The 20,107-nt window shown below is 65.6% G+C and carries 21 protein-coding genes; 10 read left to right on the top strand and 11 right to left on the bottom strand.

Annotated elements, in window-relative coordinates:
- Positions 1-83 precede the first annotated feature (83 nt).
- The 5 genes from CV023_RS06010 to CV023_RS06030 all read left to right on the top strand — a co-directional run bounded on the left by CV023_RS06010 (position 84) and on the right by CV023_RS06030 (position 4,264).
- Positions 84-350: a DUF3263 domain-containing protein gene (locus tag CV023_RS06010; RefSeq protein ID WP_230744559.1), complete on the top strand. Its 267-nt coding sequence runs from the start codon at positions 84-86 to the stop codon at positions 348-350.
- Between the two features lie 3 nt (positions 351-353).
- The gene (locus tag CV023_RS06015; RefSeq protein WP_230744560.1) at positions 354-956 is read left to right on the top strand and encodes a LytR C-terminal domain-containing protein; all 603 of its coding nucleotides are present in this window, start codon (positions 354-356) and stop codon (positions 954-956) included.
- Positions 957-1,373: 417 nt separating this feature from the next.
- Positions 1,374-1,577, top strand: coding sequence for a cold-shock protein (locus tag CV023_RS06020; protein ID WP_167950127.1), 204 nt, complete (start codon positions 1,374-1,376; stop codon positions 1,575-1,577).
- Between the two features lie 477 nt (positions 1,578-2,054).
- Positions 2,055-3,692, top strand: coding sequence for a chaperonin GroEL (gene groL / locus CV023_RS06025; RefSeq protein ID WP_230744561.1), 1,638 nt, complete (start codon positions 2,055-2,057; stop codon positions 3,690-3,692).
- 188 nt (positions 3,693-3,880) lie between these two features.
- Positions 3,881-4,264: a nuclear transport factor 2 family protein gene (locus CV023_RS06030; RefSeq protein ID WP_230744562.1), complete on the top strand. Its 384-nt coding sequence runs from the start codon at positions 3,881-3,883 to the stop codon at positions 4,262-4,264.
- Between the two features lie 29 nt (positions 4,265-4,293).
- Here the strand turns inward: CV023_RS06030 and CV023_RS06035 are convergent, their stop codons facing one another.
- Positions 4,294-5,064 carry a DUF1707 SHOCT-like domain-containing protein gene (locus CV023_RS06035; RefSeq protein ID WP_230744564.1) on the bottom strand — a complete coding sequence of 257 codons (771 nt, stop codon included), beginning with the start codon at positions 5,062-5,064 and terminating at the stop codon, positions 4,294-4,296.
- A 151-nt stretch (positions 5,065-5,215) separates the two neighbouring features.
- Between CV023_RS06035 and CV023_RS06040 the strand changes: the two genes are divergently transcribed.
- The 3 genes from CV023_RS06040 to CV023_RS06050 all read left to right on the top strand — a co-directional run bounded on the left by CV023_RS06040 (position 5,216) and on the right by CV023_RS06050 (position 7,168).
- Positions 5,216-5,965, top strand: a complete 750-nt coding sequence (locus tag CV023_RS06040; RefSeq protein WP_230744565.1) for a sulfite exporter TauE/SafE family protein — start codon at positions 5,216-5,218, stop codon at positions 5,963-5,965.
- 166 nt (positions 5,966-6,131) lie between these two features.
- Entirely contained in the window at positions 6,132-6,956 is an 825-nt protein-coding gene (locus tag CV023_RS06045) for a hypothetical protein (protein ID WP_230744566.1), read from the top strand.
- Positions 6,956-7,168, top strand: coding sequence for an RNA-binding S4 domain-containing protein (locus tag CV023_RS06050; protein WP_230744568.1), 213 nt, complete (start codon positions 6,956-6,958; stop codon positions 7,166-7,168). The genes CV023_RS06045 and CV023_RS06050 overlap by 1 nt, the downstream gene beginning before the upstream one ends.
- 158 nt (positions 7,169-7,326) lie before the next feature.
- Here the strand turns inward: CV023_RS06050 and pspAB are convergent, their stop codons facing one another.
- From pspAB to CV023_RS06100, 10 genes are all read right to left on the bottom strand, one after another.
- Positions 7,327-7,923 carry a PspA-associated protein PspAB gene (gene pspAB, locus CV023_RS06055; protein WP_230744569.1) on the bottom strand — a complete coding sequence of 199 codons (597 nt, stop codon included), beginning with the start codon at positions 7,921-7,923 and terminating at the stop codon, positions 7,327-7,329.
- A gap of 48 nt (positions 7,924-7,971) precedes the next feature.
- Positions 7,972-8,883, bottom strand: a complete 912-nt coding sequence (gene htpX / locus CV023_RS06060; RefSeq protein WP_230744570.1) for a zinc metalloprotease HtpX — start codon at positions 8,881-8,883, stop codon at positions 7,972-7,974.
- A gap of 87 nt (positions 8,884-8,970) precedes the next feature.
- Complete coding sequence (pspAA, locus tag CV023_RS06065; RefSeq protein ID WP_230744571.1) at positions 8,971-9,255, bottom strand: PspA-associated protein PspAA; 285 nt, start codon at positions 9,253-9,255, stop codon at positions 8,971-8,973.
- Positions 9,252-10,001 carry a PspA/IM30 family protein gene (locus CV023_RS06070; protein ID WP_230744573.1) on the bottom strand — a complete coding sequence of 250 codons (750 nt, stop codon included), beginning with the start codon at positions 9,999-10,001 and terminating at the stop codon, positions 9,252-9,254. The genes pspAA and CV023_RS06070 overlap by 4 nt, the downstream gene beginning before the upstream one ends.
- A 177-nt stretch (positions 10,002-10,178) precedes the next feature.
- On the bottom strand, positions 10,179-10,466 hold the full coding sequence (locus CV023_RS06075) for a WXG100 family type VII secretion target (protein ID WP_230744575.1): 288 nt from the start codon (positions 10,464-10,466) through the stop codon (positions 10,179-10,181).
- 270 nt (positions 10,467-10,736) lie between these two features.
- Positions 10,737-12,914 (bottom strand): S1C family serine protease, encoded by a 2,178-nt coding sequence (locus CV023_RS06080; RefSeq protein ID WP_230744576.1) that lies wholly within the window; start codon positions 12,912-12,914, stop codon positions 10,737-10,739.
- Positions 12,911-14,758, bottom strand: a complete 1,848-nt coding sequence (locus CV023_RS06085) for a sensor histidine kinase (protein WP_230744577.1) — start codon at positions 14,756-14,758, stop codon at positions 12,911-12,913. Before CV023_RS06085 ends, CV023_RS06080 begins: the two co-directional genes overlap by 4 nt.
- A 30-nt stretch (positions 14,759-14,788) precedes the next feature.
- Positions 14,789-15,547, bottom strand: a complete 759-nt coding sequence (locus tag CV023_RS06090; RefSeq protein ID WP_230744578.1) for a response regulator transcription factor — start codon at positions 15,545-15,547, stop codon at positions 14,789-14,791.
- A gap of 210 nt (positions 15,548-15,757) precedes the next feature.
- Positions 15,758-16,486, bottom strand: a complete 729-nt coding sequence (locus CV023_RS06095) for a hypothetical protein (protein WP_230744579.1) — start codon at positions 16,484-16,486, stop codon at positions 15,758-15,760.
- On the bottom strand, positions 16,486-17,076 hold the full coding sequence (locus CV023_RS06100) for a CGNR zinc finger domain-containing protein (RefSeq protein ID WP_230744580.1): 591 nt from the start codon (positions 17,074-17,076) through the stop codon (positions 16,486-16,488). The genes CV023_RS06095 and CV023_RS06100 overlap by 1 nt, the downstream gene beginning before the upstream one ends.
- Positions 17,077-17,283: 207 nt before the next feature.
- Here CV023_RS06100 and CV023_RS06105 point away from each other — a divergent pair, with 207 nt between their 5' ends.
- The gene (locus tag CV023_RS06105) at positions 17,284-18,252 is read left to right on the top strand and encodes an EamA family transporter (RefSeq protein WP_230744581.1); all 969 of its coding nucleotides are present in this window, start codon (positions 17,284-17,286) and stop codon (positions 18,250-18,252) included.
- A gap of 92 nt (positions 18,253-18,344) precedes the next feature.
- Positions 18,345-20,024 (top strand): ABC-F family ATP-binding cassette domain-containing protein, encoded by a 1,680-nt coding sequence (locus CV023_RS06110; RefSeq protein ID WP_230744582.1) that lies wholly within the window; start codon positions 18,345-18,347, stop codon positions 20,022-20,024.
- Positions 20,025-20,107 lie beyond the last annotated feature (83 nt).

Raw genomic sequence — 20,107 nt, forward strand, 5'->3', positions numbered from 1 at the left:
ACTCGACGCGCCGGAAATTCCGGTCGGCGTCCATCGGGAGATAAGATAGACGCGACGCCACTTCTCGAAGGAGCACAACCTCTATGCCGCAGAACCACGACACCTCTGAACTGAGCGAGCTCGAGGTGGCCGTTCTGGAATTCGAGCGGCGGTGGTGGAAATACGGCGGCGCCAAGGACCATGCGATTCGCGAGCGCTTCGACATGTCCGCGACCAGCTACTTCCAGATACTCAACTCCCTGCTCGACAATCCCGCGGCTCTGGCCAGCGACCCGATGCTGGTCAAGCGTCTGCGTCGCATCCGCAGCACGCGGCAGAGCGAACGTGCCCAAGCCCGCGTCTCGAGGTAGACCATGACAGACGAATTCGACGAGATCGAGCCCGGTCGTCGCACCGGCGCACACCGCCAGGAATCGGCGGCCCATTCGAATATCGGTGCCATCACGTTGGTCATCGTCCTGGCGCTCGTCGCCGTGCTGCTTGTCGTCGCGGCCATCAACATCATCTTCTCCTCGATGGGCAACCCCGAGTCGAAGGTGGCCGATCCTCCAGCGGAGGAGACCAGCTCGGCGGAGCCTTCGCCGAGTGAGAGCGAGGTCAGCGTCGCCGACGACTCGATCACGGTCGATGTGCTCAACGGCTCCGGCAAGTCCGGTGTGGCCAAGAAGTTCTCCGAGGTCGTCGAGGAGAAGGGCTGGAAGCTCGGTCAGGTCGGCAACTACTCGACCGGACTGACCACCTCGACCGTCTACTACTCCGGTGAGGACAACGCCTCGCAGGCGAAGCTCGTCGCCGAGTCACTGGGCATCGACGCCACCGAAGCCTCCGAGGACTTCGACGCCGACGTCACCGTGGTGATCTGCTCCGATAAGGCCGACAGCGATCCCGGTTCCGGGGGCAGCGGCTCGACCGAGGAGTCCTCCACGAGCGAGGGCGCGGGCACCGCCGAAGGCTGAGCGCTGAGCGGGACTCGAGGTGCTGCCGAGCGATCGGCGCATTTTCGGGGAGTAGATTCTTCCGTTCAGCATGGATTCGAATCTCTGCAACGTCGGTTCCCTGATGCGCATCGGTGATCCGAGCAGTGAGTTCGGGGTGCGACAACCGAGGTGAACGGGCCGGGAAACGTCATATAACGAATTCATAACAGTGCAGAACGCCTGAAAGTCAGGTGCAGTGCTGGGGTAGAGTTGCACCAGCTAGGCAAGCACAGCACCTTGTGTTCTATTCGTGCTTCACCGAGATCATTCTCCAGAGGTCAATGAGAGAAATCGCGGGGTCGGTTGAGTTTTACTAGCGTCCGCATCCCTGCGCGCCGTCAACCGGCCGCGGTCTTGATGCGGGATGTCAATGACACTGCACTGTATGGAGAAGTAATGGCACAAGGTACCGTCAAGTGGTTCAACGCCGAAAAGGGCTATGGATTCATCACCCTGGAAGGCAACAACCAGGACGTGTTCGTTCACTGGAGCGCAATCCAGATGGACGGCTACCGCTCTCTCGAAGAGGGCCAGCAGGTCGAGTTCGAAGTTGGAGAAGGACAAAAGGGTCCTCAGGCGGAATCCGTCACCCTCCTCTGAGGCTCGTTCGCGTCAGCAAACAGTCTTCTGATCCGCTGCGGCGGGCATCGATCTCGGTCGAGGCTCTTCCGCGCGGGGAAAGCGCCAGGCAGTCCGCTGCCTGGCGCTTTTCAGTTGCCGCCGCGCGTGGTGTCTGCATGCCGCACCGCCTCCGCACGAGGCGCGCACACTCTTCTCATCGACGTGACCGTTCACCCCGTGCGGTGTCATTTCGCGCTGAGCCGAACCAGCACCCGATCGCCGAGGTTGCGGGGATCGGGAACGATGGGCCGCCTCGGCGGGGGGTCGTCATATTTGCACTCGCATGGGGAGAGTGCTAAATCTAGTACTGGTGAAAGCCGTTGGGATTTCCATCGGTCGTCTCGAGAGCGTGGTCCCTGTGTGGAATGGAACATGCGGACACACTCTCTGCCGTCGCGGGCGCTGACGACTGCTCTGGATTCCCACTCCACTCCATCAGGGAGGATCTAAGCCACTATGGCAAAGATGATTGCATTCGACGAAGAAGCTCGTCGGGGACTCGAAGCTGGCCTCAACCAGCTCGCGGACGCGGTCAAGGTGACCCTTGGACCCCGTGGCCGCAATGTCGTGCTCGAAAAGCAGTGGGGCGCTCCCACCATCACCAACGATGGTGTCTCCATTGCCAAGGAGATCGAACTCGAGGATCCCTACGAGAAGATCGGCGCCCAGCTCGTCAAGGAAGTCGCCAAGAAGACCGACGACGTCGCAGGTGACGGAACCACCACCGCTACCGTTCTGGCTCAGGCACTCGTCCGCGAGGGTCTGCGCAACGTGGCAGCCGGTGCTGATCCGCTCAGCCTCAAGCGCGGCATCGAGAAGGCCGTCGAGGCCGTCACCGGTGTCCTGCTGGGCAACGCCATCGACATCGAGACCAAGGAGCAGATCGCTGCGACCGCAGGCATCTCCGCAGGGGATCCCGCGATCGGCGAACTGATCGCCGAGGCCATCGACAAGGTCGGCAAGGAAGGCGTCGTCACCGTCGAGGAGTCCAACACCTTCGGACTCGAGCTCGAACTGACCGAGGGTATGCGCTTCGACAAGGGCTACATCTCCGGTTACTTCGTGACCGACACCGATCGCCAGGAAGCTGTCCTTGAGGATCCCTACATCCTCATCGTCAACTCCAAGATCTCGAACGTGAAGGATCTGCTGCCCGTCCTCGAGAAGGTCCAGCAGTCCAACAAGCCGCTGTTCATCATCGCCGAAGACGTCGAGGGCGAAGCCCTCGCCGTGCTGGTGCTGAACAAGATCCGCGGCACCTTCAAGTCCGTGGCCGTCAAGGCTCCCGGATTCGGAGACCGCCGTAAGGCTCAGCTGGCCGACATCGCCATCCTCACCGGTGGTCAGGTCGTGTCCGAGGAAGTCGGGCTCAAGCTCGACAACGTCACCACCGACCTGCTGGGCACCGCCCGCAAGGTCGTCATCACCAAGGACGAGACCACCATCGTCGAAGGTGCCGGAGACGCCGAGGAGATCGCCGGACGGGTCGCACAGATCCGCGCCGAGATCGAGAACTCGGACTCGGACTACGACCGTGAGAAGCTGCAGGAGCGCCTGGCCAAGCTGGCCGGCGGTGTTGCGGTCATCAAGGCCGGTGCTGCCACCGAGGTCGAGCTCAAGGAAACCAAGCACCGCATCGAAGATGCCGTGCGCAACGCCAAGGCTGCTGTGGAAGAGGGAATCGTCGCCGGTGGCGGCGTCGCCTTGATCCAGGCGGGCAAGGCCGCATTCGCCGATCTCGCCCTGACCGGCGACGAGGCGACCGGTGCCAACATCGTCAAGGTTGCCATCGAGGCCCCGCTCAAGCAGATCGCCACGAACGCCGGCCTCGAAGCCGGTGTGGTTGCCGACAAGGTCGCCAACCTCGAAGCCGGATTCGGTCTCAACGCCGCAACCGGTGACTACGAGGATCTGCTGGCCGCCGGCATCAACGACCCGGTCAAGGTGACCCGCTCTGCCCTGCAGAACGCCGCCTCGATCGCTGGTCTGTTCCTCACCACCGAGTCGGTCGTCGCCGACAAGCCTGAGAAGGCCGCACCAGGTGCTGACGCAGCTGCTGCCGGTATGGACGGAATGGGCGGAATGGGCTTCTGATCTGAAGTCCCTCTCGCTCAACGAGCCGTGCCGGTGCCCACAAGGGTGCCGGCACGGCTCTTTTCGTACCCGATCCGTTCGCCATTCCGTTCGCCGATCCGTTCGCCGAGGCGGGCGCGGAGCCCGGACCACTTGTGACCTGCTCGGCCCCATTGTGGCGTCAGGTGTGCCCGTCTACGCTGGGTGCCATGACCTTCACCGGCACCGATTCCTGCGGAAACAGCCCCAAGAACGTGTTCGTCGCCCGGTTCGAGGAGAACCTTTTCACCGGCGATCGTGATGCCCTCGCCGAGGTGGTCGCCGAGGACTGCGTCCTCCAGATCGTGAGCGAGGATGGACTCGACACCTATACCGGGCGGGAGGAGGTCGTGGAGGCCCTGCTGGGGGTGGTCGAGCGTCGTCCGGAGGCCGGTCACCTCGAAGCAGCCATCACCCACGGCAAAGCGGCCGCGGCCTGGGGGCACTGGAAAGACGATGCCGCCAGCGAGAATCTGCGCTTTTTCTCCCACACCTTCTGGTTTCAGACCCACAAGGCTGAAGCCTTCGCGCAGATCAGGGTCTTCGGGCCCTAGGCGAATTGACGCCTCGGCAGTGACTTCACTCAGTCCCAGGGATTCCCACGGCGTCGCCGGCGTTCCCAGCGCCGCCTGCGCATCTCATCTCGTGACGAGCTGTGAGTGCCCGGCGAATACGGCGGCTCCAGCGGATGCGGGGGCTGCAGTCCATGGCCGAAGCCGTCCGTGTCCACCTCGCCGTCCCGCTGGGTCTGCTCGAGTTCGCGCTGTGCTTCTGCATCGCCGAGGTGGGCCCGGGCCCGCTGTGTGAGCTCGCGTCTGCGATTGCGGATGATCTCGTCCTTGTGGGAGATCCGGGAGATCGCCCCGAGGAGCATCGGGATGATGATGAAGATCGGCCAGAAGAAGATGAACTGACTGCTGACGATGGAGGAGAAGGCCCAGATGCCGATCGTCACCCCGGCGGGCCCGGCGATGAGTCCGAGCAGTGATTGGCGAACTCGGTCCTTGTAGTACTTCTGTGCGGCGGCCTCGATCTGTTCGGGTGTGATCGGGATCCGGTCTGACTCGAGGCGGGCGAGTGCCTGGGCGCGGGCCGTGGAGCTGAGCTCGCTCGGTTCCTGGTCGTCGACGTCGACGACGATGAGATCCTGGACGAGGTCCGGGACCTCTCCCAGGGTCTTCAGACGTCCGGCCGCTTCAATGCGTTCGTCGAATTCCTCGGCATCGATCTGCCCCAGTGCGTAGGCCTCCGAGAGTACATCGGTAACCACGGCCCGGTCCGCGTCGGAGGCGCGCATCTGGGCGTGAGCGCGCGGATCCGCGCTGAATCGCGACCAGAGGGGACGGCTGTTCATGCCTCTTACTGTAACCCCGCTCAAGGTAGGTGAGCTCGACGGAGGCCGAGCTCACCCGATCTGTCGGGTTTTCCCCCAAGTTGCAAGAGCTCTGCTTCGGACAGCAAGAGCTCTGCCCGGGCCGGGAAGGGCCTCAACTAGACTCGAGCGTGTGGAACCCGTCGTCGTGCTCATTCTCTTCGCAGTGCTCATCGGCGCACTCTCCCAACGGGTCACGGGAATGGGCTTCGGCCTCGTCAGCGGCCCCTTCCTCGTCCTGCTCCTCGACCCGGTCTCCGGTGTCGTGCTGGTCAACGTCTGCGGCATCGTCGCCAGCGGCACCGTGTTCCTGCGCACCTGGCGCGAGGTCGAATGGGGCTCGTTCTGGCAGCTGGCGCTCGGCGCAGTCATCGGCACCCTGCCCGGTGCTCTGCTCGCTGTAGTCCTTCCGGCAGCCCCGCTGCAGATTCTCATCGGTCTGCTCATCATCGGATCCCTCACGAGTTCGATGCTCATCGGCCGAACCGGGACCAGCATACCCGCGAACTTCGCCACGAAATTCACTGCGGGAGCGCTCTCGGGCACGATGTCGGCAGCCGCGGGAGCCGGCGGTCCCGCGGTCAGCGCCTACGCCGTCCTCACCGGATGGGGTCAACGATCCTTTGCGGCGACCCTGCAGCCGTTCCTCGTGGTGGGAACCGCCTCGGCGATCGTGGTGAAGATGCTCTTCGCCGAGGCTGCCTGGCCGCAGCTGGAGATGCCCACGTGGATCGGCATCGCCGTGGTCATCGCGGTCGGTCTGATGGGAGGCGACTGGCTGTCGAAGCGGTTGGACGCGGCAGCGGCGCGGATCGGCATGCTCGTCCTCGCCTTCGGCGGTGGGATCGCCGCACTCGTCAAGGGGCTCATCAGCCTCGGCTGAAGGACTCAGCAGCCTCGGCTGAAGGGCCCATCGGCCTCGGCTGAGGAGTTCACTGGTTCGGGGCGAAGGGAGCTGTGCTGAGCGGATCCGGAAGCTGAGTTCAGAGCCTTGCCAGATTACTCGGGCATACTGGATCAAGAGTCTTTTTGCTGGGGAGGCATAGATCGTGGGATACATATTCCTGTTGATACTCATCGTGCTCGGAGCCGTCTTCTTCATCGGTCACCGCAAGGAGAAGGCGCGACAGAGAGAGATTCTCGCCACCGAGCTCCAACAGGTGAAGAAGACCGCCGAGGAGGATGTCACCTCCTTCGGCGAGGAAGTCGCCGAACTCGATATCCTCACGGCCGGAGTCGAACTCGACACCGGCGGTTCGCAGGACTATAAGCAGGCGCTCGACTCCTACGATGTCGCCAAGGAGACCCTGGAGAAGGTCGATGAGCCTGCCGACATCCGCCACGTCACCGAGGCGCTCGAGGACGGCCGCTATGCCGCGAAGTGCGTGCGCGCTCGGATCGAGGGCAAGCCGCTTCCCGTGCGTCGCCCCCCATGCTTCTTCAATCCTCAGCACGGTCCCTCGGTCGAAGACATCGACTGGGCCCCGGCCGGCGGTCAGCTGCGCCCCGTGCCGGTCTGCGCCGCCGATGCCGAGCGCGTGGCCGTCGGTGCCGAGCCCGCCGTGCGCAAGGTCGTGACCGCCGACGGCCACACCCGCCGCGCCTATTGGGAGGCCGGTCCTGCCTACGCCGAATACAACCGCGGCTACTTCAACTCCTACGCCGGTTCGGGGCTGCTCCCCGGCGTGCTCATGGGCGCGATGCTCTTCGGCGGAATGGGCGGCGGCTGGGACGGCGCCTACGGTGCTGACGCCGCGTCCGGTGCCGACGGCGGTGGAGACATCGGCGGGGGCGACGGCGGCGGCGATATGGGCGGTGGAGACGGCGGCGGCCTCTTCGGCGGCGACGGCTTCGACCTGGGCGACCTGTTCTGATGGAGACCATCGAGATCCGCGGCGAATCGATCAAGCTCGGTCAGCTCCTCAAACTCCACGGGGTCGCCGAACACGGAGCCATGGCCAAGGACATGATCGCCGACGGTGAGGTCACCGTCAACGGCACGGTCGAGACCCGCCGAGGTGCGACGATCCGTCCCGGCGACCGCGTCGAAGCCCTGGGCGAAGTCATCGAGGTGGCCACCGAGTAGAGCGCGTCCGGGTCGAGGGCCGGAACAGCTGAGAATGACATGAAGGAGGGCGTCCCCGCGGGGACGCCCTCCTTCGTGTTTCATGGTGCCGAAATCGGCGGCGGTGCCATTCCCCATTCCCAGTGACGGGATGGCCAGGCGCCGGGCGGCTCCGGTCCTCAGTCCCGTTCGGCCGCGGGGGAGTCGTTGAGCCCCGGGGCATCCCACAGGGCCGACCAGTTCGAGGTGTCCTCCTCGAACGGCAGCTCATTCGAAAGCACTCCGCGGACCTGGATCTCGAGCGGATTGTCCCGCTGCTTCGGCCCCGACTGCACGAAGGGATAGAAGGTTCCGCGCTTGTACTGGTAGACCAGGGCCATCCGCCGCCCGTCAGGGTTGGCGAAGTACACGGTCGTGCACAGCAGCATTGTGTCGAAGCCCTGACTGACCAGCGCCGAGTTCACGGCGTGGATGTTCGTGACCAGGTTGACCACTTCGGCGTCGGCATCGGAGACGACCTGCCAGGTGTAGCCGAACCCGTCATTCTGCTGTCGCACCGAGGCGGACGGGTCGGAGCCGATGAGTGCGACGCTCTCAGATTCGGCCGATTGGAATGCCGCGCCTTCGACCTGGCGGAAGGCCACCGCACCGACTCCGGTGGGGACGAATCCCGTGGCGGCCTGCAGGGTCAGCGCGGCCGGCGGCAGCGCGAAGAGATCGTCGAGGTTGGCCCGCTTCGGTTTGGACCGTCCGAGAAGTGCGTCGAAGAAACCCATGGAACTCCTAGTCGAGGGTGGTGAAGCTGCGCGGAGTGGTGGGAAAGGTCATTCGGGGCGCGAGAGCTGTGCGGAGATCTTCGCGAGTTGCTCGAGTCGCTTGTCGAGTGAAGGGTGGGTGGAGAAGAGCTGGCCGAAGCTCGCCTTGGCGTTGACGGCCGGGATGAGGGCCAGGTGATTCGCCGAGGCGCTGGCACGCAGGTCCTTCTCCGGGATCTTGTTCATGTCCCCGCTCAGCTTCGTCAGCGCCGAGGCCAGGGTGGACGGGGCACCGGTGAGGATCGCGGCGGCACGGTCGGCGGCGAGCTCACGGTAGCGCGAGAGGCTGCGGATGAGGACGAACGAGAGTCCGTAGACGACGGCTCCGACGAGCAGGAACAGCAGCTGGATCGGAACGCCGTTGTTATTGTTGTTCGACCGTCCGAAGCTCATGTAGTAGCCGGCCCGCATCATCAGAGCCGCGACGACGCCGGTGACACCGGCGACCGTCATGACGGTGACGTCACGGTGGGCGACGTGGGAGAGCTCGTGTGCGAGGACGACCTCGACCTCGTCGCGGTCGAGCTTCTCGAGCAGTCCCCGGGTGACGCAGACGACCGAACGCTCGGGGGAGCGGCCGGTGGCGAAGGCATTGGGGATCGGTGAGTTCGAGACCGCGACCCGCGGTTTCGTCGAATCCGCGAGCTGGCAGAGTCGGTCGACCATGGTGTGCAGCTCCGGTGCCTCCTGCGGGGTCACTTCTCTGCCGCCCATGGCGCGCATCGCGATCTTGTCCGAGAAGTACCACTGGAAGAAGAACGCGCCGACGCTGACGACCACGGCGAAGATGACCCCGCCGAGGTTCTGACCGAACATCCACCAGATCGCGAGGATGAGGATGACGTAGATGAGCCCGTTGAGGAAGATGGTCCAACCCATGCGCATGGTCAGTCCGTTGTCTTTGACGAAGCGATTCTTCATCGTGATTCCTCTCTGGGTGGTGCAGTTCCGGCCCACTGCCACGATCGGTGGCAATGGGCCGGGGTCATCGTCATCGTAATGTTGCGGTCAGGCCGGGTCCGGGATGAAGCCCTCGCCGGTGAGCAGTTCCGCGATCTCCGCCAGGGTGGCATCGACGAAGGGAACGACGACGTCGGACGAGCCGAGGTAGTCATCGGCAACCGGCTTGCCGTTGCTCACGACGTAGTCGTGGAAGGCGTTCAGAGCGGTGCGTGCACCCTCCTCGTCGCCGGCGGTGACGGCGTCTTCGACCTGGTTGTCGTAGCGCTGGAGCAGATCCTGATCCACCTCGGCGACGTCGAACTGGCCCTCGCCCATGATGCGGATGATCATTGCTGATCCTCGCCTTCGAGCGACTTCTGGTCCTTGCCTTCGGAACCGGCGGGCAGCGATTCGCGCATCCGGCTGAGCTCCATCTCCACGTCGCTGTCGCTCGAGAGCGCATCGAGCTGGGCGCTGATGTCGTCCTTCGAGGAACCGGTGACGTCCTCGAGGGCGCCCGAGGCGATGAGTTCGTCGACGGCTCCGGCGCGGGCCTGCAGGGAGGCGGTCTTGTCCTCGGCGCGCTGCACGGCGAGTCCGACATCGCCGAGCTCCTCGGAGATGCCGGTGAAGGCCTCGCCGATCTTCGACTGCGCCTCGGCGGCGTTGTAGGTGGCCTTGAGGGTCTCCTTCTTGGTGCGGAAGGCATCGACCTTGGCCTGCAGGCGCTGCGAGGCCATGGTCAGCTTCTGCTCCTCACCCTGCAGTCCCTCGTGCTGGCTCTGCAGGTCGGTGATCTGCTGGGAGAGTCCGGACTTGCGGGTCAGGGCCTCGCGAGCGAGATCCTCGCGGCCGATCTCCATGGCCTTCTGAGCCTGCCCGGTGAGCTTGTTCTGCTGCTGCTCGAGCTGGTTCATCTGCAGTTCGAGCCGCTTGCGGCTGGTGGCGACATCGGCAACACCGCGGCGGACCTTCTGCAGCAGTTCGAGCTGCTTCTGGTAGGAATAATCGAGGGTTTCGTTGGGGTTCTCGGCTTTGTCCAGGGCCTTATTGGCCTTGGCGCCGAAGATCGTCGCGATCCTTTGGAAGATGCTCATCCGTAGTCGACTCCTGCATTGGTTTGACCCGACGCTGCGAGGCCGATCCTCCCACACCCGGAGATTCCCGGCCGGCAACGTCGCGAACTATCGCTATCAGCCTACTAACAAAGGCTGATAGTTTGCCAGATGCCGACCTCGAATACGAGCAGACGATGCAGGTGAGGCTGGGCATTCTCAGGGTGCGAAGAGGCGAGCGTTCGCGGCCTCCACTTCCGAGTACTGCTTGCCCGCGGTGTTGAGCGCCCCCTGGATGGATCCGAGGGACTCGAAGAGCTGCTTGTTCGCACCTTCCCACTGGCTGACGACGGTCTGGAAGTTCTGCGCCGCACCGCCCGTCCAGCATTCCTGCAGCGCGAGGAGGTTGCGGGTCATCGTATTGGCCTCGGCGCTGATGTTCTGGGCGGTGTTGGCCGTCGCACTGGCGGCGGATTGGACGCGTTCGGCGTCGACCTCGAAACTCATGACTGCTCCTGTTCGTTGGGATCGTCTGCAGCGCAATCACATGGGGTATCGTCTGCAGCGGAACCGTCGCCGAGGTGGGGCGGCGGAGGTCCCAGCATCGACCGTTCCCGGTGTCTGAGACAAGAGCAGAGAAGCGGGGTGTGGACGGCGCTTGGCCGTCCACACCCCGTCTGCACACGAGTGGACTCGCAATCCACAGCCCGCGGCACGTGAGTGGCGGATGTCCGGATCGCTGTCGCACTCAGGCGGTCGGCGATCCTGATCCGTGCATCACTGCAGCACGAGACTCACATCGAGCTTCTGCTCCTGACCGCCGCGGATGACGGTGAACTCGACGGGTGAGTTCACCGGCTGGGCTCGCACCAGTGCCCGCAGCGCGATCGCATTGTTGACCTTGGTGTCGCCGACCGCGACGATGTCGTCGCCGTCCTTGAACCCGGCTTTTTCGGCGGGCGACCCGGACTGGATCGACTGCACCTTCGCACTGCCGCGGGTGATTCCGCCGCTGTTGATCTGTCCATCGGTGAGCGTGATGCCGAGGAACGGATGCTGGGCCTTGCCGTTCGCGATGAGCTGATCGGCGATCATCACCGCCTGCGAGGCGGGGATCGCGAAGCCGATGCCGATCGAGCCGGACTGCTGACCCTCGCCGGCCTGGCTCAGCGAAGCCGCGGCCGAGTTGACGCCGATGAAGCTGCCGTTGCCGTCGACGAGCGGTCCGCCCGAGTTGCCCGGGTTGATCGCGGCATCGGTCTGGATGGCGTTCGTGATCGTCGTCTCCTTCTCCTGGGAGGTGGCGTCCTCACCGATGTTCTCCGTGGACACCGGACGATCGAGCGCCGAGACGATGCCCGTGGTCACCGAGTCGGCGAGGCCGAGCGGGTTGCCCAGGGCCATCACCGGATCACCCACGCTCAGCTTCTTCGAGTCACCCACCGGCAGCGGCTTCATCCCGTCGGGCACCTGCTCGACCTTGATGATCGCGATGTCCGTCGAGGGATCGCGGCCGACGATCTCGGCCTTCGTCGTCTCCCCGTTCTTCATCGTCACGGTGATCTCACCGGCTGGAGTGTCGGCCGGGGCGACGACGTGGTTGTTCGTGATGACATGGCCCTGATCGTCGTAGAGCGAGCCTGAGCCGAGTCCTTGGACCTGACCGCTGGTGCCGACCTGGATCGACACCACGCTCTCGGAGGTCTGCTTGGCGACCTCGGTCCAGTCCGGTGTCTCGATGGTCTGGTCGGCGACTTTGCGGGGCTCATCGCCCTGCAGCGCGGAGACCGCATAGCTGCCGCCGAACGCGGCACCACCGCCGAGGAGAGCGGCCACCAGGGCGATGACGATCGTCGCACCCCAGCCGGGCCCTCGCTTCTCCCGCCGAGGTGGGGCCTGACCCCCGTAGGGTCCCTGCCCGTTGTAGTAATCCTGGGTCCCGTAGCCGGGCTGCCCGCCCGGGGCGCCCTGGCCTTGGGCACCGTAACCGGGGGCTCCTTGGCTCCCGACGTAGGGGCCCTGGTTGCCGGGGCTGCTGGTGTTTCCGGGGGCACCGGGGTTGCTGGTGTTCCCGGGGGCGAGGGGACCGCCCGTCCCGCCGGTTGCGGCGTAGGCGGCGGGGTAGTTCTGGCTGCCCGTCGAGCCTGGGTACCCCGATGAGTTCGGGTACCCGGGAGCGGACTGCTGCGAGGTCGGAGACGACTGCGACTGCGAGGGGGATGACTGCGGCTGCCCGTTCGAGTATCCCGCCTGACTGTCGGGGGAGGGGCGGCTGCCTCCGTACGGTTGCCCGGTCGCCGCCGCGGCACCCGCCGCCGCGGCACCCGCCGCCGCGGCACCGGCGCCGGTACCGGCACCGGCGCTGTGCCGCCTCGGCGTGGGCTGGCCCTGAGGTTGCTGCGCCTGAGACTGGGGTCCCTGAGACTGTGGTGGCTGGGCCGGGGACGGTTGTGCCTGAGGCTGCTGGCCCTGAGACTGCGGTTGCTGCGAATATGACTGCGACGTCTGTGCCTGCGGCGGCTGACCGGGAGCTCTGTCCACAGGGTTGGGCGCGTAAGTGGGGTGGACTCGGGGCTGTTCGACGGTGGAATCTCGCTCCGGCGATCCGCCCTGGTTCTGCCCGAAGTTCGGACCAGATGGTTGCTGAGGCTGACTCTGCACGCTCGGCCGCTGTGCGGGAGCGACCGGAGGACTCACCCGAGCAGGACCGTTCGATCCGGCGGGGAAGGTGCGCGGAATCTCGGTGCTGCGGCGATTCTCGGCTCCTGAACGCCGTGAGTCGGACGTGCCTCGCGCCCCCTCGGCGGAATTGCGGGTCGATTCGGACGAACCGCGGGTCGATTCGGAAGAGGAGCGTGAACCTTGGCCCGGGGACGTGCGAGACTCCTGTTCCCCGTGGCGGTCCCGCCCCGCCGGAGTGTCTCCCTGATTGTGCGGGTCGTTGTTCTCGCTCATCGCTCTTCCTTTCGTGCCTCAGGAGCGTTGTCATCTGTTTCGGAAATGGGCAGATCGATGCGGAAAGTCGCGCCGCCGCCCGGTGTCTCGTGCACGGAGATCGCGCCGTGGTGGTTCTCCACGATCGCCTTGACGATGGAGAGTCCGAGTCCCGAGCCGCCGGTGTCTCGGGTCCGGGAGACATCAAGTCGATAGAACCGCTCGAAGATCCGCGGGACCACCTCGGGGTCGATTCCGTCTCCGTGGTCTCTGACCTCGAAGCGGACGCGGCCATTGGGGAAGCCGCGCAGCGAATCATCCACGGAGATCGATCCCGCGGCGGTGACATCGGGGACGATGCCCGTCGGTTCCTGGGCGTCGTTCTGGTCGTTGCCGGACGAATCGCCTCGGCGGAAGATGCGGACTCCGCCGGTGACGAAGCCGCGTTCCCGGGTCTTCTCCTTGGCCCCGTTCTTCCCGGTCTGGCCCATTGCGCCCTGACCTCTGCCGGTCTGACCCTTGCCACCGGAATCGCTGTCCTCGGCGTATTCGGCCGAGCCGGCACCCTCCTCGGCGGGGGATCCGACGACACCGACGGCGAATTCGATCGCGGTGTGTTCGGGGGTGTGGCGCACGGCGTTCCCGGCGAGGTTGACGATGACCTGGCGGATCTTCGATTCGGATCCGCGGATCGGCGGAACCGGCCGGGCATCCTCGCCGTCGAGGCCGACGAAGCTGATGTCACGGTCGGGGGCCTGGGCGGCGGCATCGGCGGCGGCGTCGCGGACGACCCTGTGCAGGTCGATGGGGCCGATCTCGGCGGGTCGCTGCTCGTCCAGTCGGGCGAGGACCACGAGATCGTCGACGAGCACGCCCATCCGCTTGGCTTCGGACTCCATCCGCTCCATCGCATTGGCGACGTCATCGGATTTCGTGATCGCCCCCTGCCGGTAGAGCTCGGCGTAGCCGCGGATCGTCACCAACGGTGTGCGCAGCTCATGCGAGGCGTCGGAGACGAATTGGCGGATGCGCTTCTCTGATCGGGTCTGCCCGTCGAAGGAGTCCTCGATCCGCCCGAGCATCGCATTCAGCGCCGAGGACAGCCGCCCGAGCTCGGTGTTGCGCGGGTAGCTGGGCACACGCTGACTGAGATCGCCGGCGGCGATCCGCGAGGCGGTCTTCTCGATGTCGCGCAAAGGCCGGAAGGTGTTGTTGATCGCCCAGTAGCCGACCCCGGCGACCATCGCCAGGGCGAGCAGGCCGATGCCGATCATGGTGTTGCGGGCACGCTCGTTGATGTTGTCGATCTCGCGGTCGAAGGGCACCGCGATGGACACGAGCACATCGGTGTTCTGCACCTTCATGGCGCGGGCCCGCCACTGGGAGTTCGTCCCGGCCACGGTGAACGGCTGACCGCTGCGCGCATAGACCTCGGACTCGTCGATCGTCGGCAGGATCGGCTGGTTCTGCGGTTCCGGGGCCACCGGGTCGCTGATCGGCTTCCCGTCTGTGTCGTAGAACTGCACGTAGAAGCCGCCGGGCAGCAGGCTCTTGAGCTCATCCCAGGAGTTCGAGTCGATCGTCGTCTCGGATGAGTCACCGGAGTCCTCGGAGTCCTTGTCTCCGGACTGCAGCTCCGCCGGTTGGAACACATCCTGATAGGCCTGCTTCGCCAGGGTCTCCGAGGCGGAGATGAGCCGCTCGTCGGTGCGTTGGACCAGGCTGTCGCGGAGGTTCTCAAGCACCCATGCGCTCGTCCCGGAGAGGACGAGCAGCATGAGGAGCATCATGATGGCCAGCAGTTTGGTGGTCAGCGACCATTCTTCCCAGAAGCCGGGCCGGGTGGGACGGGTTTGTTTTGCCACGTGAGTAATCTACCGCCCGAGCTTGGGCGACTACTTGGATTCCGGTGTGCGCAGCATGTAGCCGACACCGCGCTTGGTCTGGATCATCGGCGTCCATTCCAGTTCGACGGGGTGGCCGGCGGCATCCGTCTCCGGGGTGACGTCGATCTTGCGGCGCAGGTAGGAGATGTAGGACTCGACGATGCCGGTGTCCCCGCCGAAGTCGTATTCCCACACGTGGTCGAGGATCTGCGACTTCGAGAGCACCCGGTTCGTATTCAGCATGAGGTAGCGCAGCAGCTTGAACTCGGTGGGGGAGAGGTCGATGAGGATGCCGGAGCGGCGCACCTCATGCGTATCATCGTCGAGCTCGAGATCGCCGGCGACGATCACCGCATTCTCTTCGTCCTCGAGGCTGCGGGTGCGGCGGAGGACGGCGCGGATGCGGGCGACGACCTCTTCGAGGCTGAAGGGCTTGGTCACGTAGTCGTCGCCGCCGACGGTCAGGCCGGTGATCTTGTCCGAGGTGTCATCCCGCGCGGTGAGGAACACGACCGGCGAGTTCATGCCGATCTGACGCAGGCGACGGGTGACGGTGAAGCCGTCCATGTCGGGCAGCATCACGTCGAGGACGAGGAGGTCGGGGCTGGTCTGCTCGGCCAGGCGCAGGGCCTCCGCGCCGTTGGCGGCGGAGACGACGTCGAATCCGGCGAAGCGGAGACTGGTCGAGAGGAGTTCGCGGATATTGGGCTCATCGTCGACCACGAGGAGTGTGGCTTCGATTTCGGTGTCGTTCTGTGCTGTAGTCATGCCACCAGTCTGGAGGTCATGTCTGGGAGTTTCTCGGGTGTTACCTGAATGCGATTGTGAGCTGTGTCACTGGAAAACTCTCAGGAAAGTCGATTCGGGGTCGAAGTCCCGCATGCGCTCTCAGGAACGAAAGGCATTTTTCAGGAGAATAGGTGGCTGTGCTCAGGTCAGGCCCAGGAATGTTCGCCGAGGCGGCTGTGCGTTGTCGGGTCATGGCCAGAGTGGCGGGTTAGGAGGCTGCGGGACAAGGGGAGGTGCGGAGCGCCGGTGGCCGACGGTGAAGCGCAGGACCCGTTCGGGCCGACGGCGGTCGTACTGCACTTGTCCCATCGTGCCGAGCATCGAAGGAGGCTGCGCCACGAGATGACGGGCCCAGCGGGCTCGCCCGGACTCGTCCGCGAAGCGGATGACGGTGAGGCTCGGCGCTGCACCTCGGGGCATCGCCCCCGACCAGTAGTCGACAACGACTGCTTCGGCGAGGCCGATGTGCGAGCGGGGTGGACGATCGAGAATCCGATAGCGGGCCCTCCGAAAGGCCAGCAGCGAGACGCCGCAGAGGGCGATGCCGGCAGCGATGGACACGACCCACCAGATCGGGTCCGCTCCGATCATCGCGGGAAAGAAGCCGAGCCCCAGGCCGCCGCCGACGCCGAGCGCTCCCAGCTGGTATCGGAAGAAGCGCGTGAGGCTGCCGCCGGTCCGATGCCGGCCGAGAGCGGCGCGCACGAGCAGGTGGCTGCCGGCGACGAACGCGCCGGCGGTGAGGACCGCGAGAGCGAGGAAGTAGAGGGTCGAGCTCCGGGGCTCACCGGGGCCCGTCGGGAGGAAGCCGAGCGCGGTGACGGCCCAGCCTGCGGCCATGCTCGTCGCGGTGAGGATTCCGGCGAGGCCGGCGGCGAACTTCGTCCCGCCGGTGATCCGCAGTGGTTGCAGTGACATCAGTCGGATTCGGTCTGGCGGGCACGGAACGCGGCAACGTGGGTGCGATTGGCGCAGTTGCCGGTGTCGCAGAACCGCTTCGAGCGGTTGCGGCTGAAGTCGGCGAGATAGGCCCGGCAGTCTGCAGCGGCGCACCGTCCCAGGCGGTTGAGGTCATCGGAGCGGATGAGGTCGATGAGCACGAGGGCGACGTCGGCGGCGACCCTGTCGGCCAGGCTCGCGGACTCTCCCGTCGCATGCAGGTGCCAGTCCCAGTGATCGTGGATGACCAATTGCGGCACCGAACCGGAGTCTCGCAGTGTGAGGTTGATCTCATCGACGACCGCTCGCACGCCGACATCGGACTCCTCGTCGGTGTCGGCATCGATGCTCTGATCGAGCGCCGAAGCGAAACGCGAGCGCAGTCGCCGGGTCTCTTCGACGTCCTGACGGGCCGCGCGGAGCGGCCCGGAGAAGTCATGCCGCGCCGCGAATTCGCGGAGTCGGGCGGTCGTTGTCAGCTGATCTCCCTCCTCGGCGATCGAGCCTGCCGTGTTGAGCAGGTCGACGAGCATGATGAGGTTCGACCGGATGTCGTAGGCAAAAGTCATAGCGGGAACCATTGTGGCACACAATGTAAGCACCAAAATACACTTGACTCATTTCATTGGCGTGGGAAATACTGATCACAGGCCACGGACGTGCACGGATCCGCGTTCTGCGGGCCACCTCGGCGAGGTGCTCTCCTCGTCTCCGATCCATCCATCACAACTCACCGCCATCACACCGAACCACCCAACGCCTTCAGGAGGTCGAGAATGAGTCGTACCGTCGTCATGGGGTTTCTCCTCACACTTGCCTCCGCGTTCTTCTTCGCGGTCTCCGGCCCGATCGCGAAGACGATGTACGCGATCGGGTGGACGCCGGGCTCCGTCGTGCTCATCCGCCTCGCGGGTTCGGCGATCCTGCTGCTCATCCCCAGCCTCATCGCGCTGCACGGCCGCTGGGGCGAGGTGCGCAGGAACTGGAAGACCGTGCTCACCTACGGGCTGGTCTCGATGGCCGGGGTCCAGGGCTTCTACTTCGTCGCCGTCGAACACCTCACCGTGGCCGTGGCGCTGCTGCTCGAGATGACCGCGCCGATGCTCATCGTGTTCTGGATCTGGGCCAGGACCCGCACGCGGCCGGCGACCGTGACCTTCATCGGGGTCGTGGTCTCGCTCATCGGGCTCGTCCTCGTGCTCAACCTCCGTGGCGCGTCGATCAGCATCTTCGGCGTGGTCATGGCGATGGCTGCGGCGGTCTGCCTGGCCAGCTATTTCCTCGTCTCGGCGAAGGACTCGATCAGCATTCCGCCGGTCGCCCTGACCGGCCTGGGAATGGGTGTGGGCGCCCTGACCATGGCGATCATCGTGATCGTCGGAATCATGCCCTCGGGCGTGGTCACCGCCGATGTGGACTTCGGCGGAATCAGGATGTCTTGGATCGTGCCGATGTCGATGATCGTCCTCTTCACCGTCGGCGCCTACATCACCGGCATCCTCGGACTGCGCTACATCGGGGCGACCGTGGGTTCCTTCGTCAACCTCATCGAGGTGCCGTTCTCCGTCATCGTCGCCTGGCTCGTGCTCTTCGAGATGCCCGCGCCCATCCAGCTCTTCGGCGGCGTGTTCATCCTCGGCGGAGTCGGCTTCATCAAATGGGGCGAGGCGAGACTGGCCCGCCGCGTCGCCCGGCGCCAGGTCGTCGCACGATCCGGCGCCGAAACCTCCCTCATTACTACCTGACGGGGGCCCAGCAACCTGGCGCCACGTAGCTGGGCACCCGTCAGGTAGTTCGGGGCGTACTCGGTGACGAGAAGCGTTGATAGGTTGTCTCTATGGGCCATATAGAGATCAATGACGTCTCGTGCACACTCGCCGATGGCCGACATCTCCTCGGCTCCGTCTCCTTCCGTGTCGGGGACGGGGCCAAGGCCGCGCTCATCGGTGCCAACGGCGCGGGGAAGACCACTCTGCTCAGGCTGCTGACCGGGGAGATCACCCCGGACGAAGGCTCTGTCTCCCACACCGGCAGCGTCGGCCTGATGCGCCAGTTCATCACCGCCGCCACCGTCGCCGAGGCGCTCGAAGAGGTGGCACCGCAGCGCATCCGAAAGGCGGCCGCTCAGGTCCGCCGGGCCGAGGAGCGTCTGCTCGGGCCCGACGGCGACTCGACGAACGTGCAGATGGCCTACGCCGCCGCGCTCGGGCAGTGGGGTGAAGTCGGAGGCTACGAGGCGGAGGTGCTGTGGGACACCTGCACCACCTCGGCGCTGGGAATGTCCTTCGATCGCTGCCGGGACCGGTCGACTCAGACCCTGTCCGGAGGGGAGCAGAAGCGGCTCATCCTCGAGGCCCTGCTGCGCGGCGGTGATGATGTCCTCGTCCTCGACGAACCGGACAACTTCCTCGACGTTCCCGGCAAACGGTGGCTGGAGGACCAGCTGCGGGACACGGACAAGTCCGTCCTCTTCGTCTCCCACGATCGCGAGCTGCTGGCCAGGGCCGCCTCGGAGATCATCACCCTCGAACTCTCCGCCGCCGGGAACACCGCCTGGACTCACCCGGGCGGCTTCGAAAGCTACCACGCGGCCCGACAGTCCCGGTTCGACCGCCTCGAGGAGCTGCGCAAGCGGTGGGACGAGGAGCATGCGAAGCTGCGCGCGCTGGTACAGATGTACAAGCAGAAGGCCGCGTACAACTCGGACATGACGTCCCGGTATCGGGCGGCGCAGACCAGACTCGAGCGCTTCGAGATCGCCGGGCCGCCCGAGGCGATGCCGCGTGAGCAGAACCTGGGCATGCGTCTGAGCGGCGGGCGGACCGGGAAGATCGCCATCCGCGCCCACGGCCTCGAACTGACGAACCTCATGCTGCCCTTCGACCTCGAGGTCCACTACGGGGACCGGGTCGCGGTGCTCGGTTCGAACGGCTCGGGCAAGTCCCACTTCCTGCGCCTGCTCGCCGCCGGCGGCACCGACCCGGAGCCGGAGCACCGACCGGTCTCCGATGTCGAGATCGCTCCGGTCGAGCATGCGGGGCGGGTGAAGCTGGGGGCCAGAGTCCGTCCGGGCTGGTTCGCGCAGACGCACGGCCGGCCGGACCTGCACGGTCGCACTCTGCTCGACATCCTCCATCGCGGGGACGAGCATCGCAACGGTCTTCCCCGGGAACCGGCCTCACGAGCGCTCGCCCGCTATGAGCTCGCCGGGGCGGCAGAGCAGACCTTCGACTCGCTCTCGGGCGGGCAGCAGGCGCGCGTGCAGATCCTCCTGCTCGAACTGGCCGGGGCGACCCTGCTGCTGCTCGACGAACCGACGGACAACCTCGACCTCGTCTCCGCCGAAGCGCTGCAGGATGCGCTGGCGGCCTTCGACGGCACGGTACTGGCCGTCACCCACGACCGCTGGTTCGCCCGGGACTTCGACCGATTCCTCGTCTTCGGATCCGACGGCGAGGTCTTTGAGTCGACGACCCCGGTGTGGGATGAGGGACGCGTGGCGCGCAATCGCTGGTGAGTCTCCCAGAACTACCTGACGGGGGCCTAGCAACGTGGCGCCACGTTGCTAGGCCCCCGTCAGGTAGTAGTTAGAAGGGAGTC

The sequence above is a fragment of the Brevibacterium sp. CCUG 69071 genome, from assembly GCF_021023135.1.
Taxonomy (GTDB): domain Bacteria; phylum Actinomycetota; class Actinomycetes; order Actinomycetales; family Brevibacteriaceae; genus Brevibacterium.

Coding starts and splice junctions, on each gene's coding strand:
- CV023_RS06030 (WP_230744562.1), top strand. CDS start 3,881: ATGACCTTCACCGGCACCGATTCCTGCGGAAACAGCCCCAAGAACGTG.
- htpX (WP_230744570.1), bottom strand. CDS start 8,883: ATGAAGAATCGCTTCGTCAAAGACAACGGACTGACCATGCGCATGGGT.
- CV023_RS06110 (WP_230744582.1), top strand. CDS start 18,345: ATGGGCCATATAGAGATCAATGACGTCTCGTGCACACTCGCCGATGGC.
- CV023_RS06075 (WP_230744575.1), bottom strand. CDS start 10,466: ATGAGTTTCGAGGTCGACGCCGAACGCGTCCAATCCGCCGCCAGTGCG.
- CV023_RS06010 (WP_230744559.1), top strand. CDS start 84: ATGCCGCAGAACCACGACACCTCTGAACTGAGCGAGCTCGAGGTGGCC.
- groL (WP_230744561.1), top strand. CDS start 2,055: ATGGCAAAGATGATTGCATTCGACGAAGAAGCTCGTCGGGGACTCGAA.
- CV023_RS06095 (WP_230744579.1), bottom strand. CDS start 16,486: ATGTCACTGCAACCACTGCGGATCACCGGCGGGACGAAGTTCGCCGCC.
- CV023_RS06090 (WP_230744578.1), bottom strand. CDS start 15,547: ATGACTACAGCACAGAACGACACCGAAATCGAAGCCACACTCCTCGTG.
- CV023_RS06080 (WP_230744576.1), bottom strand. CDS start 12,914: ATGAGCGAGAACAACGACCCGCACAATCAGGGAGACACTCCGGCGGGG.
- CV023_RS06020 (WP_167950127.1), top strand. CDS start 1,374: ATGGCACAAGGTACCGTCAAGTGGTTCAACGCCGAAAAGGGCTATGGA.
- CV023_RS06035 (WP_230744564.1), bottom strand. CDS start 5,064: ATGAACAGCCGTCCCCTCTGGTCGCGATTCAGCGCGGATCCGCGCGCT.
- CV023_RS06100 (WP_230744580.1), bottom strand. CDS start 17,076: ATGACTTTTGCCTACGACATCCGGTCGAACCTCATCATGCTCGTCGAC.
- CV023_RS06050 (WP_230744568.1), top strand. CDS start 6,956: ATGGAGACCATCGAGATCCGCGGCGAATCGATCAAGCTCGGTCAGCTC.
- pspAB (WP_230744569.1), bottom strand. CDS start 7,923: ATGGGTTTCTTCGACGCACTTCTCGGACGGTCCAAACCGAAGCGGGCC.
- CV023_RS06015 (WP_230744560.1), top strand. CDS start 354: ATGACAGACGAATTCGACGAGATCGAGCCCGGTCGTCGCACCGGCGCA.
- CV023_RS06070 (WP_230744573.1), bottom strand. CDS start 10,001: ATGAGCATCTTCCAAAGGATCGCGACGATCTTCGGCGCCAAGGCCAAT.
- CV023_RS06105 (WP_230744581.1), top strand. CDS start 17,284: ATGAGTCGTACCGTCGTCATGGGGTTTCTCCTCACACTTGCCTCCGCG.
- pspAA (WP_230744571.1), bottom strand. CDS start 9,255: ATGATCATCCGCATCATGGGCGAGGGCCAGTTCGACGTCGCCGAGGTG.